We start from the raw sequence: 13,699 nt of genomic DNA on the forward strand, positions 1-13,699 counted from the left end.
CCCGTGCCCGCCCCGCCTCGGCGCCCGGCGGTGTGCAGGCTCACAGCGGGGCCTGTGACACCCTCGCGTCGATGTCCGCATGACCGGGTGGGAGATGGTCGCGGTGGCCGCCGCCGGGCTGGCCGCCGGCTCGATCAACGCCGTCGTCGGCTCGGGCACCCTGGTCACCTTCCCGGTGCTGCTGGCCGTCGGCCTCCCGCCCGTCACCGCCACGATCAGCAACTCCCTGGGCCTGGTGCCGGGCAACCTGACCGGCGCGATCGGCTACCGGCGGGAGCTGCGCGGCCAGCGCGGTCTGCTGCTGCGGCTGTTCCCGGCCTCGGTGCTGGGCGCGCTCACCGGCGCCTTCCTCCTGCTGCACCTGCCCGCGGCGGCCTTCGAGGCGATCGTCCCGGGCCTGGTGGCGCTGGCCGTCGTCCTGGTCGCGGTGCAGCCGCTGCTGCAGCGCCGGCTGGCCGCCCGACGGGCCCGGGCGGGCACCGGCGACGACCTGGTCGACGGCACCGTCCGGCTGGGCCGCGGCCGCGTCGCCGCCCTGTTCGCCGGCGCCTACGTCACCGGCAGCTACGGCGGCTACTTCGCCGCCAGCCAGGGCGTGCTGCAGATCGGCATCTTCGGGCTGCTGCTGCGGGAGCCGCTGCAGCGGCTGAACGCGATCAAGAACGTGCTGACCCTGGGCGTGAACGCGGTCGCCGCGCTGGCCTACGTCGTCGTCGCCACCGACCGGGTCGACTGGCGGGCGGCCGGCCTCGTCGCGGGCGGCTCGCTGGTCGGCGGGTACGTGGGCTCGACGCTGGGGCGGCGGCTGCCCGCGACGGTGCTGCGCGCCGCCATCGTGGTGCTCGGCCTGGTCGCCATCACCGTGCTGCTGCGCCGGTGACGGTCGCCGAGGTCGCACTGCTGGTGGCGGCCGGGTTCGCCGCCGGCCTGATCGGCAGCATCGCCGGGCTCGCCTCGCTGTTCAGCTACCCGGCGCTGCTGGCCACCGGCGTCCCCCCGGTCACCGCCAACGTCACCAACACGGTGGCGCTGGTGCTCACCGGCGTCGGCTCGGTGAGCGCCTCCCGGCCCGAGCTCGCCGGGCAGCGGGACCGGCTGCTCCGGCTCGGCACCGCAGGAGTGCTCGGCGGCGCGACCGGCGCCGTCCTGCTGCTGCTCACCCCCGCAGGGGCCTTCGAGCGGGTCGTGCCCTTCCTGATCGCCAGCGCCTCGCTGCTGCTGCTGGTGCAGCGACCGCCCGCCGAGCTCGCCGCCGACGGTGCCCAGCTGCGGGCCGAGCGCCCGCAACGCGACCACTGGCTGGTGGTGCCGGTGACCTTCCTCGTCTCGATCTACGGCGGCTACTTCGGCGCCGCGGCCGGCACGATGATGCTCGCGGTCTACCTGCTCACCACCGGGGAGGGCCTGGCCCGCAGCAACGCGCTGCGCAACGCCGTGCTGGGGCTGGCCAACGGGGTGGCCGCCGTGGGCTACGCGGTCTTCGCCGACGTGGCCTGGCTCGCTGCCCTGCCGCTGGCCGTGGGGCTGTTCGTCGGCGGGCGGCTCGGTCCGCGGGTGGTGCGCCGGGCGCCGCAGACGCTGCTGCGCCGGGTGATCGCCGTCGCCGGCCTCGGGTTGGCCCTCCACCTGGGGCTGGACGCGTTCGGCTGATCGGCTCGGTGCGCAGGTGGCCCGGACGGCCGTGTCCGGTCGGCCGCCTCACCCCGGTGGGTCGATCGGGTCCCGGTGGTGCCCGGGCGCGACGGCGGGCAGGGTGACCCGGGTGCCGACGGCGGCACGCACATCGACAGGAGGCACCATGACCGGCCCCGGCCCCGGCTCCGCGGCGCACCGCTTCGTCCAGGCGCTCGACCAGCTCCCCCCGCCGGAGCTGCGCGGGCCGGAGATGCTCGCGGTCCGGCTGGCGCGGGCGTGCCTGGCGGCGCTGCCGATCGACGGGGCGGGGCTGAGCATCCACGACCAGGACGGGCTGCGGACACCGATCGGTGCCAGCGACCCGACGACCGCCCTGGCCGAGCGGCTGCAGTTCACCCACGGCGCCGGCCCCGCCCTGCGGGCGCACGACGACGGCACGGCGATCGCGTTCACCCCTGCCGAGCTGGCCCGCAACTGGCCCGAGCTGCACAGCGCCCTCATCGGCGACACGCCCTTCTCCGCGGTCCTGTCGGTGCCGCTGCTGCCACCGCTGGGGCCGCTGGTCGTGCTGGACCTCTACGTCCGGGACGCGCTCGCCCTGCCGGCCACCGACCGGGAGGACGTCGCCGACGTCACCATCGCGCTGACCCGGGCGATGGTCGCCGCCGCGCTCGGCGCCCCGGCGGTGGAGGGTCGGCGCGGGTGGTGGGACGGCCCCGACGCACTCCGCCGGGCCCGCGTCTGGCAGGCCACCGGGATGGTGGACGTCGCCTTCGGGCTGGACACCGTCGACGCCCTGGCGGTCCTCAAGGCGCACGCCTTCGCCACCGACCGGGTGGTGGACGACGTCGCCGACGACCTGGTCGCCGGCCGGATCGCCCTGGACCAGCTGCGTCCCTCCGCCGACAGCGACCGCTGAGCAGCGGTCGGCGGGTGCGAGGCGGGAGGCTCGGTCGGCGGGGGCATGGCCGACCGAGCGAGGTCAGCTGCCGCCGGTGACGTAGGCCGACAGCAGGAGCACGAACGCGCTGGCGGTGATCAGCAGCCGGGCCGGCGTGAGGCCGTTGAGCAGGCCGGCGATCACCCCGACGTTCGACGCCCGCACCTCGGCGGCCTGCGCACCGCGACGGAGCAGCCGCACCTCGTCGGCCAGCAGGGTCCCGCCGGCGCCGAGCAGCGACAGACCCAGGACGACGAAGACCAGGGAGAGCCGCTGGTCGAAGGTGTCCACCGCGGGGGCCAGGAAGAGCACGACGACCACGCCGAGGAGCAGGCCCAGGGCCGCGCCCGCCACCGGTGCCCACGGGCCCATCCGGATCAGCGGGTCGCCGGGGCGGGGCATCCTGGGTCGCGGACGGGGCCGGCCGACGTTGACCGGCGTGGTCGGGTACGGCGTGCCCGGGTGCTCCGGGCCGGGGACCGGCGGCGCTCCCGCGCCCGGAGCCGCCCCCGGCTCGCGGGTCGTCGGTTCGCCGGGCGGCGCCTCCGTCGGCCCGTCGGTCGGGGGCGCTGCGTCCTCGGCCGCTCCGCCCGCGCTCCGCTGGTCGGGCACGGCCCCCGCCGCGGTGGCCCCCGTGGCAGCCGCCGTCGTCGCTGCCGGAGCCGCCGCCGGGGTCGTCTGTGTCGTGCCGTCCTCGGGTCGTCGTCGGTCGCGGTCGACCCATCCGGCCGCCGGCACGTCCTGCTCGTCGCTCATCTGTGCGATCACCTCGGCGCGGACGCTAGGTCGCCCCTCCGACGAACCGCCGCAGGCGGTCGGGTGTGGCGGGTGGGACCGGCGGGACCCCGGCGGGGAGTGACCCACCGTGGCGTCTCACGTCCGGACAGTCAGCGGACGGGTGGTCCGTGTCTCCCCCACCCGTCCGCTGCCTCACAGCAGCCGGCGGCTGCCGTCGGCGACCACCCGCAGCCAGCGGTACCCGTAACCCTCCAGGGCCAGCTCGACCGAGCCGTCATCGGCGAGCGCGGCAGCGCCGGCGGCGAGCAGGTCCTCCAGCCGGTGGGAGGCACCGCAGCCGGGCACGGTGATCGGCACCGTCAGCGGCTCGGCGCCCAGGTTGTGCACGGCCACCAGCGCACCGTCGTCCCAGGTGCACAGGTGCGCCAGGACGGCGGCGTGCGGCTGCTCCAGCAGCTGGAAGCCGCCCCAGCCCAGCTCCGGGGACTCGCGATAGCGGCGGATGAGCAGCTTCATGAACGACAGCAGCGAGTCCGGGTCGCGGCGCTGGTCGGCGACGTTGACGAACTCGGGGGCGAACCCGCCGTCGACCACCGGCCGGGTCAGCTGGTCGGCCGGGGCGTCGGAGAACCCGCCGTTGGCGCCGCTGGTCCACTGCATCGGGGTGCGCACCGACAGCCGGCTCCCGGCCGAGAGGTCCTCCCCCATGCCGATCTCCTCGCCGTAGAACAGCACCGGGGTGCCGGGCAGGGAGAACAGCAGGCTGTAGACCATCCGCACCCGCCGCGGGTCACCGGCCAGCATCGGCGGCAGCCGGCGGATCAGGCCGCGGTCGTAGACCTGCATCTCCTCCTCGGGGCCGAACGCGGCGAACACCTCGGCGCGCTCGTCGTCGCCGAGCTTGTCCAGGGTCAGCTCGTCGTGGTTGCGCACGAACGTGCCCCACTGGCTGTCCGGGGAGATCTCCGGGCGGGCGGCCAGCGAGGCGGCCAGCGGCCCGGCGTCGCAGCGGGCCAGCGACAGGTACATCTGCTGCATCGTGTTGAAGTCGAACTGCATGGTCAGCTCGTCGCCGTCCTGGCCGCCGAAGAACTCCGCCTGCTGCTCGAACGGCAGGTTCACCTCCCCCAGCAGCACCCCGGAGCCGGTGCGCCGGCCGAGGAAGGCGCGCAGCGCACGCAGGTACTCGTGCGGGTCGGGGAAGTGCGCGGCGGAGTCGTCGTCCACCCCGGCGGTCTCCAGCAGGAACGGCACGGCGTCCACCCGGAAGCCGGACAGGCCCAGCTCCAGCCAGAAGCCCATGATCTTGGCGATCTCGTCCCGCACCCGGGGGTTGGTGACGTCGAGGTCGGGCTGCTCGGAGTAGAAGCGGTGCAGGTACCACGTGTCGGTCTCCGGGCTGTGCGTCCAGATGCCGCCCTCGGCGTCGGGGAAGACCACCTGGTCGCTGGTGTCCGGCGGCTCCTCCTCCCGCCAGACGTAGAAGTCGCGGTACGGGGAGTCCTTGCTGGCCTTGGCCGAGGTGAACCACGGGTGCTGGTCGGAGGTGTGGTTCACCACGAGGTCGGCGATGACCCGCATGCCGCGGTCCTTCGCCGTCCGGATCATCTCCACCAGGTCACCGTGCGTGCCGAGCCGCGGGTCGACCCCGTAGTAGTCGGTGATGTCGTAGCCGTCGTCCCGCCCGGCGGTCGGGTTGAAGGGCATCAGCCACAGGCAGGTGACGCCGAGGTCGGCCAGGTGGTCCAGCCGCTGGGCCAGGCCCTCCAGGTCGCCGACGCCGTCGCCGTTCCAGTCCATGAACGTCTCGACGTCCAGGCAGTAGACGACGGCGTTCTTCCACCACAGGTCGGACGTGTCGGTGATGCGCATGTCGCTCCTCTTCTCGGGGCGGGTGGAGCGAGGTCAGGGCAGGACGGCGGGCTGCGGCTGCTGCCCCGGCCGCAGCGGCTCGGCCGGCCCGGGCGGGTCGATGGCGACGGCCGGGGCGGGCACGGTGACGTCGAGCTGCGGAAGCACGTGCTCACCGAACGCGTCGAGGAACGGCAGCTGCTCCTTGGGCACGTGGTGCAGGTAGACCTGGTCGAACCCGAGGTCGACGTACTCGGCGATCCAGGCGGCGTGCTGGCCGAGGTCGCTGGAGATCCGGACGGCGTCGTGCATGTCCTCGGGCCGGACGTGCGCGCTGGCCTGGTCGAAGGCGCGCGTGGTGTCGAGGTCCCAGCACAGCGGCGGCGGGAAGACGTTGCTGCGCCACTGGTCGTGGGCCAGGGCGAGCGCCCGGTCGGGGTCGGGGTCCCAGGAGACGTGCACCTGGATGGTCAGCGTGCCCTTGCCGCCGGCGTCCCGGTAGGCGGCGATCACCTCGCGGAGCACGTCGTGCGGCTGGTTGATGGTGACCAGCCCGTCGGCCCACTCGGCGTGCCGGGCGGCGGTCCTCGCGCTGACGGCGGGGGCGATCAGCGCCGGCTGCTGCTCGGGCAGCGTCCAGATCCGGGCACGGTCGACGGTGACCAGGCCCTCGTGGCTGACCTCCTCACCGGCCAGCAGCGCCCGGATGACGTCGACGCACTCCCGCAGCCGGGCGTCGCGCAGCTCCTTGTTCGGCCAGACGTGCCCGGTGACGTGCTCGTTCATCGCCTCGCCCGACCCCAGGGCGACCCAGAACCGGCCGGGGAACATCGCGCCGAGGGTGGCGATCGCCTGAGCGATGATCACCGGGTGGTAGCGCTGCCCGGGGGCGTTGACCGCTCCGAACGGCAGACCCGTGGTGGCCAGCGCCGCCCCGAGCCAGGACCAGGCGAAGCCGGAGTGACCCTGCCGCTCGTTCCAGGGCTCGAGGTGGTCGGAGCACATGGCGGCGGTGAAGCCGACCTGCTCGGCGTGCTGCACGGCGCGCAGCAGGTCGCTGGGGTGCACCTGCTCGTGGGAGTTGTGGAAGCCGATCACCGTCATGGGGCATGCCTACCGGGGTCGGTGACCACCCGCAGGCTGGGTGCAGACCGCAACGGTCACCGGGGTCAGGAGGTGGTGCCCAGGGCCAACCCGCCCGCCGGTGCGGTCATGCCGGCTGCAGGTCGGCGACGACGGCGGCCGGCGCCGGTTCGTGGCCCAGCGGACGACGGGTGAACCGGCCGCTGCCGTGCGAGACCGACCGCAACGCCCGCGGGTAGTCCAGCAGCTCGCGCTCGGGCACCTGGGCGTACACCGTCGTCTCGTCCCGCTCGGGGTCGGCGACGCTGCCGGTCACCCGGGCCCGCCGGCCGGCGAGGTCACCGAGCACCGGGCCGACGTGCTCGGCGGGCACCGTCACCTCCACCGCGCACCACGGTTCCAGCACCCGGGTGCCGGCCGCGGCGGCGAGCTCCCGCACCGCCAGCGCGCCCGCGGCGGCGAAGGCGGCGTCCGAGGAGTCGACCGAGTGCGCCTTGCCGTCGACCAGCACGACCTCGACGTCGACCAGCGGCCGGTTGCCGGCCACCCCACGGGCGGCCTGGGCGCGGACGCCCTTCTCCACGCTGCCGTGGAACTGCGCCGGCACCGCCCCGCCCACCACCCGCTGGCTGAACGTGACCCCCGACCCGGGCGGCCCCGGCCGGCCCTCCAGGACGACGACGGCGTACTGCCCGTGCCCGCCGGACTGCTTGACGTGCCGCCCGGTCACGGTGGCCGGGCCGGCGAGGGTCTCGACCATCGGCACCTGCACGGGTGGGGTCTGCACGGCGACGCCGTGGCGGCCGCGCAGCCGGTCCAGCAATACCTCCGCGTGCGCGTCGCCCACGCACCACAGCAGCAGCTGCCCGGTGTCGGCGCGCCGCTCCACCCGCACCGCCGGGTCCTCCGCGGCCAGCCGGGTGAGCGCGCCGGCCAGCCGGTCCTCGTCGCTGCGCGAGGCCGCCTCGACCGCGATCGGCAGCTGCGGCTCCGGGAGCGACCACGGCGGCACCACCAGCGGGTGCGCCGGGTCGGAGAGGGTGTCGCCGGTCTCCGCACCGGTCAGCCGGGCGACCGCGCACAGGTCACCGGCCGGGCACTCGGCGACCGGCCGCAGCACGCTGCCCAGCACGCAGGCGATGCCGCCGATCCGCTCGTCGGACTCGTGGTCCAGGGGCCGGCGGTCGAGGTCGTGCTGACCGGTGTGCTGACCGCGCCAGCCGGTGCCGGAGACGTGCACCGGGACGTCGGGGCGCAGGGTCCCGGAGAAGACCCGCACCAGCGAGATCCGGCCCAGGTAGGGGTCGGTCGTCGTCTTCACCACCTCGGCGACCAGCGGCCCGGACGGGTCGCAGGGCAGGTGACCGGCCGGCCGTCCGTCCGGCCGGTCGACCGGCGGGCAGGGCCGCTCCAGCGGTGAGGGGAAGGCGCTGACCAGCAGGTCCAGCAGCTCCGGCACCCCCAGCCCGGTGGGCGCGGCGGCGCAGAGCACCGGGTGGAAGTCACCCCGGGCGACCGCGGTCTCCAGGTCGGCGACCAGGTCGCCGACCTCGATCGGCTCGCCGGCGAGGTAGCGGTCCATCAGCGTCTCGTCCTCGCTCTCGGCGATCACCCCCTCGATCAGCTCGGCGCGCAGCCGGTCGCGCTCGGGGTCGCCGGGGCGCGGCTCCAGCAGCGAGCCGAGCCCACCGTCGGCGTCCAGCACGTGCAGCGGGTGCACCCCGGTGCCGAGCTGCTCCCGGCAGCTGCGCACCACAGCCGGGACGTCGGCGCGTGGCCGGTCGACCTGGGTGACCACGACCGCCCGGGGCAGGCCGACGGCGCGGCACTCGTCCCACAGGGCCACGGTGCCGGCGTCCACCCCGGCGACGGCGGAGACGACGAACAGCGCGGCGTCGGCGGCCCGCAGCGCCGCACGCAGCTCGCCGACGAAGTCCGGGGCGCCCGGGGTGTCGAGCAGGGTGACCCGGTGGCCGGCGTGTTCGACCGTCGCCGCGGCCAGCGACACCGAGTGCTGGAGCCGGACCTCGACCTCGTCGGTGTCCAGGCACGTGGTGCCGTCCTCCACCCGGCCGGAGCGGGGCAGTGCCCCGGTGGCCGCCACCAGCGCCTCGGCCAGGGTGGTCTTGCCCGCCCCGGCGCGGCCGACCAGGGCCACGTTGCGCACCCGGTCGGGCGGGCGCGGTGCCGGTGCACCCGAGCCGGTGCGGTTTCCGTTGCTGCTGCCGCCGTGCGTCGCCACGCGGACCTCCGGACCTCGTCGTCCCAGGTGCCCACCCTGGCCCCGCACGCCGGGCCGGACAAGCCCCCGGCGCGCGGCGGGTGGGCGACGGGCGACACTGGCCGCCGTGCTGCCACCCCCGGGGACGCCTGGCGCCGACCTGCCCGTCCGCGGGGTGCTGCCCTCGCTCGACGCGGCGCTCACCGGCTCCGGTGGTGCGGTGCTGGTCGCCCCGCCGGGCACCGGCAAGACCACCCTGGTGCCGCTCGCGCTGGCCGGCCGGGTGCCGGGCACCGTGCTGGTCGCCGAGCCGCGCCGGGTCGCCGTCCGGGCCGCTGCCCGCCGGATGGCCTCGTTGCTGGGTGAGCCGGTGGGCGCCTCGGTCGGCTACCGCGTGCGCGGTGAGAGCCGGCGCAGCGCCGCCACGCGGGTGGAGGTGGTCACCACCGGGCTGCTGGTCCGCCTGCTGCAGGCCGACCCGGAGCTCACCGGGGTGTCGGTGCTGGTGCTGGACGAGTGCCACGAGCGGTCGCTGGACACCGACCTGGCGCTCGCCTTCGCCCTGGACGTGCGCGCCGCACTGCGGCCGGACCTGCAGCTGCTGGCGATGTCGGCCACCGCGGAGGCGTCCCGGCTGGCCGGGCTGATGGGGGGCGCGCCGGTCGTGGCGGCCACCGGCACGCTGCACGACGTCGAGCCGGTGTGGTGCCCGCCGAGCCCGCCGGTCGCCCCGCCGCACGGCAGCGCGGTCGACCCGCGGCTGCTCACCGCGGTCGCCGGCACCACCCGCCGGGCGCTGGCCGAGACCACCGGCGACGTCCTGGTGTTCCTGCCCGGCGCCCACGAGATCGGCCGGGTGGCCGGGCTGCTCGCCGGGGTCGACGCCGACGTCCGCCCGCTGCACGGCCGGCTGCCGGCCGACCAGCAGGACGCCGCGCTGACGCCGGGGCCGCGGCGGCGGGTGGTGCTCTCCACCGACGTCGCCGAGACCAGCCTGACCGTGCCGGGGGTGCGCACCGTCGTGGACGCCGGCCTCGCCCGGGTGCCGCGCTTCGACGTGGCCCGCGGGCTCGGCGCCCTGGTCACGGTCCGGGTCTCCCGGGCATCGGCGGTGCAGCGCGCCGGCCGGGCTGGCCGGGAGGCCCCCGGCCGGGTCTACCGGCTGTGGTCGGCCGCCGAGCACGACCGGCTGCCGGCCGCGGGCGAGCCGGAGGTCGCCGTCGCCGACCTGACCGGCCTGGCCCTCGAGCTGGCTGTCTGGGGCACTCCCGACGGTGCCGGCCTGGCGCTGCCCGACGCCCCGCCGGCGGCTGCGCTCACCGTGGCGCGGGAGACGCTGCGCCAGCTCGGTGCGGTGGACGACGACGGCCGGGTCACCCCGCGCGGCCGGGCGCTGACCGCGGTCGGCGCGCACCCCCGGCTGGCCCGCGCGCTGCTCGACGGGGCGCCGCTGGTCGGCCGGCGGCGGGCCGCGGAGGTGGTGGCGCTGCTGTCGGCCGACCTCCCGACCCGCGGCGACGACCTGGTCGCCGAGTGGCGTGAGGTGCGGCGGTCCCGCGACGGACGCTGGCGCGACGAGGTGACCCGGCTTGCCCGTGCCGCCCCGGACTCCCCCGACACCCGACTGCCCGACGACGTCGCTGCCGGACTGGTGGTCGGGCTGGCCCATCCCGAGTGGCTGGCGCGGCGGCGTCCGGGCACCGAGCGCACCTACCTGCTGGCCGCGGGCACGGGGGCGGAGCTCGCGCCGGGCACCGCGCTGAGCGGGGCACCGTGGCTGGCCGTCGCCGCGGCTGACCGGGCGCCGGGGCGACGGGACGCCCGGGTGCGCGCCGCGGTCGCGGTCGACGAGGCGACCGCGCTGGAGGCCGGCGCGGCCGCGCACACCGAGGGGCCGGAGGTCACCTGGCGGGACGGCGACGTGGTGGCCGCCCGGCTGACCCGGCTGGGCGCGATCGTGCTGGCCGAGCGGCCGCTGTCCGACCCCGACCCGGCCGCGGTCTCCGCCGCCCTGGCGGAGGGCCTGCGCCGCGAGGGCCTGTCGCTGCTCAGCTGGACCCCGGCCGCCCGGGCGCTCCGCGAGCGGCTGGCCGCCGCGCACGCCGGGCTCGGCGAGCCCTGGCCGGCGGTGGACGACGACGCGCTGCTCGCCGCACTGGCGCAGGGCCCCGCGCTCTCCGGCGCGCGCAGCCGCCGCGACCTGGCCCGGGTCGACGTCGTCGCCGCACTCCGCGCGCTGCTGCCGTGGCAGCTGGCCGGCCGGCTCGACGAGCTGGTGCCCGAGCGGGTCGAGGTGCCCACCGGCTCGAAGGTCCGCGTCGACTACGGCGACCCCGAGGTGCCGACGCTGTCGGTGCGGGTGCAGGAGGTGTTCGGCTGGGCGGCGGCCCCGGTGGTCGCCGGGCGGCCGCTGCGGCTGCAGCTGCTCTCCCCCGCCGCCCGGGTGGTCGCCACCACCGCCGACCTGGCCGGCTTCTGGGTCACCGGCTACCCCGCCGTCCGCAGCGAGCTGCGCGGCCGCTACCCCCGCCACCCGTGGCCGGAGGACCCGGCCACCGCGCCCCCCACCCGCCGGGCCAAGCCCCGCGGCACCTGACCCGCCCCCGCCGGCCCCTCGTCCGGCCACGTCGGCCCGCATGGCCGCGGTCCGTGCGGACGCCCCTCCCGCCGCCGTCCGGCCATGTCGGCCACCACGGCCCTGGGCCGGCCGCCGAGATGCGGCGCGTCGCTGCATCCCCGGCGGAGGTGACCGCACCCGGGCGCGTCTCGGCGTCCGGCGTGCCCGCCGACACGACCGGGCGGTGTGTGTACAGACGTACGCATCGTTGTGTACGGTCGTACACATGACCAGCGACACGCGCTCGATGTACGAGCGGATGACGGCCGGCGACCCCTACATCGCCGACGACCCCGAGATCGCCGCCGCCAGCACCCGCGCCCAGGCGCTGTCGCACCGCTACAACACCATGGACCCGACCGACGGGGCCGCCCGCCGCGCGGTGCTCGACGAGCTGCTCGGCGCCTTCGGCCCGGGCAGCGAGCTCCGCCCGCCGTTCCACTGCGACTACGGCCGGCACACCACGATCGGGGCGCGCACCTTCGCCAACTTCGGGCTGGTCTGCCTGGACGTCGCGCAGGTCACCATCGGGGACGACGTGCAGATGGGCCCCAACGTCCAGCTGCTCACCGCGACCCACCCGCTGGAGGCCGGCCCGCGGCGGGACAAGTGGGAGTCCGCGGAGCCCATCGTCATCGAGGACAACGTCTGGCTCGGCGGCGGCGTGATCGTCTGCCCCGGCGTCCGGATCGGTGCGAACACCGTGGTCGGCGCCGGGTCCGTGGTCACCCGCGACCTGCCGCCGGACGTCGTCGCGGTCGGCAGCCCGGCCCGGGTCCTCCGGCCGCTGCCGTGACCACCGACGCCCCCGCGCAGCACGACCGCCCCGTGCGGCGGCACGACCCCGACCGGCGGCAGCGGATCGTCGAGGCGACCGTCGACGTGATCGCCGAGCACGGCGTCGCCGGCACCACCCACCGGCTCATCGCCGCGGCCGCCGACGTCCCGCTGGGCTCGCTGACCTACCACTTCACCGGCCTGGACGACCTGCGCGCGCAGGCCTTCGCACTGCACGCCGAGCGGATGGCGGTGAAGTACGAGGCGCACTTCGCCGACGTCACCGGCATCGACGACGTCGTCGACGCGGTGACCGACCTGGTGCACGCCGACGCCGACGCCGACGACCGCGACTGGGCGGTGGCCTACGAGCTCTTCCTCGCCGCGCTCCGCGAGCCGGCCCTGCGCGACGTCACCGAGTCGTGGATGCGCCGTAGCCGCAGCGTGCTCGAGCGGTTCGTCGACCCGACCACCTCGCGCGGGCTGGACGCCCTGATCGAGGGCCTGGTCATGCACAAGGTCCTCTCCACCCGGCCGGTCTCCCGCGCCGAGACCCACGAGATCATCGCCCGGGCCGTGCGCCCCACCGACCCCCAGGAGCTCCCGCGTTGACCAGCACCGACGTCCGCCGGTCGCCCGACCCGGCCCGGGTGACCACCGCGATGCGGGCGGTCTACGTCGCCTTCATCGGCGCGGGGTTCGCCTTCGCCAGCTGGGCCAGCCGGATCCCGCAGGTGCGCGACCGGCTCGACCTCGACCCGGCGGCGCTGGGCCTGGTGCTGCTGGCCATCGCCGCCGGGTCGGTGATCGCCCTGCCGCTGGCCGGCACGCTGATCGGGCGGATCGGCTCGCGCGCGACGGTGATCGTGATGGCCCTGGTGCTCGCCGGGGCGATGGGCGTCATCGCGGTCGGCTCGGTCACCTCGGTGGCCGTGCTGACCGCCGGGCTGTTCGTCATGGGCCTGTCCAACGGCGCCTGGGACGTCGGGATGAACGTGCAGGGCGCCGTCGTCGAGCGGCACCTGGGCCGGGTCGTCATGTCCCGCTTCCACGCCGGCTTCAGCCTGGGCACGGTCGCCGGGGCGCTCCTGGGGACGGCGATGGTCGCCCTCGACGTGCCGGTGCCGGCGCACCTGGCCGGGGTCGCGGTGCTGGTGGCGGTGGTGGTGCCGCTGACCACGCAGGGGTTCGTGCCCGACGTCGACACCGACCCCGACGGGGTCCCGGCCGAGCGGGTCAGCGCGCTGGCCGCCTGGCGGGAGCCGCGCACCCTGCTGATCGGCGTGGTCGTGCTGGCCTTCTCCTTCGCCGAGGGCACCGCCAACGACTGGCTGGCGGTCGCGCTGATCGACGACCACGGCACGTCGGCGACGGCCGGCACGCTCGGCTTCGCCCTGTTCCTCACCGCGATGACCCTGGCCCGCTGGTTCGGCGGCGCCCTGCTGGACCGGTACGGCCGGGTGCCGGTGGTCCGGCTGCTGGCCGGGCTGGCCGTCGTCGGCCTGCTGCTGTTCGTGTTCGGCTCCCCGACGGTCGCCTTCCTCGGCGCCCTGCTCTGGGGCGCCGGCGCCTCGCTCGGCTTCCCGACCGGCATGAGCGCCGCGGCCGACGACCCGGCGCGGGCGGCCGCCCGGGTCAGCGTCGTCGCCTCCATCGGCTACTGCGCCTTCCTGGCCGGGCCGCCCTTGATCGGGCTGCTCGGCCAGCAGGTCACCGTGCTCCGCGCGCTCACCGTCGTCGCCGTCCTGCTGGGGGTCGCCGTCCTGGTGGCGGGCTCGCTCCGCCCCCCGGCCGGGACGCCGGCGGAGGAGGTGTGACCGCCTCCGCAGCCACCCCA

General features: G+C 76.4%; 11 protein-coding genes. 7 read left to right on the top strand and 4 right to left on the bottom strand.

Features of this window, described 5'->3' with window-relative positions; all coding sequences use genetic code 11:
• The first annotated feature begins 79 nt into the window (after positions 1-79).
• From ACJTNH_RS02820 to ACJTNH_RS02830, 3 genes are all read left to right on the top strand, one after another.
• Entirely contained in the window at positions 80-880 is an 801-nt protein-coding gene (locus ACJTNH_RS02820; RefSeq protein WP_458172751.1) for a sulfite exporter TauE/SafE family protein, read from the top strand.
• A complete protein-coding gene (locus ACJTNH_RS02825; RefSeq protein WP_458172752.1) occupies positions 877-1,650 on the top strand; it encodes a sulfite exporter TauE/SafE family protein in 774 nt (257 codons plus the stop codon). Before ACJTNH_RS02820 ends, ACJTNH_RS02825 begins: the two co-directional genes overlap by 4 nt.
• 148 nt (positions 1,651-1,798) lie before the next feature.
• Entirely contained in the window at positions 1,799-2,554 is a 756-nt protein-coding gene (locus ACJTNH_RS02830) for a hypothetical protein (protein ID WP_458172753.1), read from the top strand.
• A 63-nt stretch (positions 2,555-2,617) separates the two neighbouring features.
• Here the strand turns inward: ACJTNH_RS02830 and ACJTNH_RS02835 are convergent, their stop codons facing one another.
• The 4 genes from ACJTNH_RS02835 to ACJTNH_RS02850 all read right to left on the bottom strand — a co-directional run bounded on the left by ACJTNH_RS02835 (position 2,618) and on the right by ACJTNH_RS02850 (position 8,489).
• A complete protein-coding gene (locus ACJTNH_RS02835; protein WP_458172754.1) occupies positions 2,618-2,977 on the bottom strand; it encodes a hypothetical protein in 360 nt (119 codons plus the stop codon).
• Between the two features lie 528 nt (positions 2,978-3,505).
• Positions 3,506-5,185, bottom strand: coding sequence for an alpha-amylase family protein (locus tag ACJTNH_RS02840; RefSeq protein WP_458172755.1), 1,680 nt, complete (start codon positions 5,183-5,185; stop codon positions 3,506-3,508).
• Positions 5,186-5,218: 33 nt separating this feature from the next.
• Positions 5,219-6,268 (bottom strand): TIGR03885 family FMN-dependent LLM class oxidoreductase, encoded by a 1,050-nt coding sequence (locus ACJTNH_RS02845; protein WP_458172756.1) that lies wholly within the window; start codon positions 6,266-6,268, stop codon positions 5,219-5,221.
• A gap of 106 nt (positions 6,269-6,374) precedes the next feature.
• Positions 6,375-8,489: an elongation factor G-like protein EF-G2 gene (locus ACJTNH_RS02850; protein WP_458172757.1), complete on the bottom strand. Its 2,115-nt coding sequence runs from the start codon at positions 8,487-8,489 to the stop codon at positions 6,375-6,377.
• A gap of 106 nt (positions 8,490-8,595) precedes the next feature.
• On the opposite strand from ACJTNH_RS02850, the gene hrpB reads away from it, so the two are divergent.
• From hrpB to ACJTNH_RS02870, 4 genes are all read left to right on the top strand, one after another.
• Positions 8,596-11,064: an ATP-dependent helicase HrpB gene (gene hrpB / locus ACJTNH_RS02855; protein WP_458172758.1), complete on the top strand. Its 2,469-nt coding sequence runs from the start codon at positions 8,596-8,598 to the stop codon at positions 11,062-11,064.
• Positions 11,065-11,311: 247 nt separating this feature from the next.
• On the top strand, positions 11,312-11,881 hold the full coding sequence (locus ACJTNH_RS02860) for a sugar O-acetyltransferase (protein ID WP_458172759.1): 570 nt from the start codon (positions 11,312-11,314) through the stop codon (positions 11,879-11,881).
• Positions 11,878-12,474 carry a TetR/AcrR family transcriptional regulator gene (locus ACJTNH_RS02865; RefSeq protein WP_458172760.1) on the top strand — a complete coding sequence of 199 codons (597 nt, stop codon included), beginning with the start codon at positions 11,878-11,880 and terminating at the stop codon, positions 12,472-12,474. Before ACJTNH_RS02860 ends, ACJTNH_RS02865 begins: the two co-directional genes overlap by 4 nt.
• The gene (locus tag ACJTNH_RS02870) at positions 12,471-13,679 is read left to right on the top strand and encodes an MFS transporter (RefSeq protein WP_458172761.1); all 1,209 of its coding nucleotides are present in this window, start codon (positions 12,471-12,473) and stop codon (positions 13,677-13,679) included. The genes ACJTNH_RS02865 and ACJTNH_RS02870 overlap by 4 nt, the downstream gene beginning before the upstream one ends.
• Positions 13,680-13,699: the final 20 nt, after the last annotated feature.

The sequence above is a fragment of the Modestobacter lacusdianchii genome, from assembly GCF_054177765.1.

Coding starts and splice junctions, on each gene's coding strand:
- ACJTNH_RS02820 (WP_458172751.1), top strand. CDS start 80: ATGACCGGGTGGGAGATGGTCGCGGTGGCCGCCGCCGGGCTGGCCGCC.
- ACJTNH_RS02830 (WP_458172753.1), top strand. CDS start 1,799: ATGACCGGCCCCGGCCCCGGCTCCGCGGCGCACCGCTTCGTCCAGGCG.
- ACJTNH_RS02835 (WP_458172754.1), bottom strand. CDS start 2,977: ATGCCCCGCCCCGGCGACCCGCTGATCCGGATGGGCCCGTGGGCACCG.
- ACJTNH_RS02840 (WP_458172755.1), bottom strand. CDS start 5,185: ATGCGCATCACCGACACGTCCGACCTGTGGTGGAAGAACGCCGTCGTC.
- ACJTNH_RS02845 (WP_458172756.1), bottom strand. CDS start 6,268: ATGACGGTGATCGGCTTCCACAACTCCCACGAGCAGGTGCACCCCAGC.
- ACJTNH_RS02860 (WP_458172759.1), top strand. CDS start 11,312: ATGACCAGCGACACGCGCTCGATGTACGAGCGGATGACGGCCGGCGAC.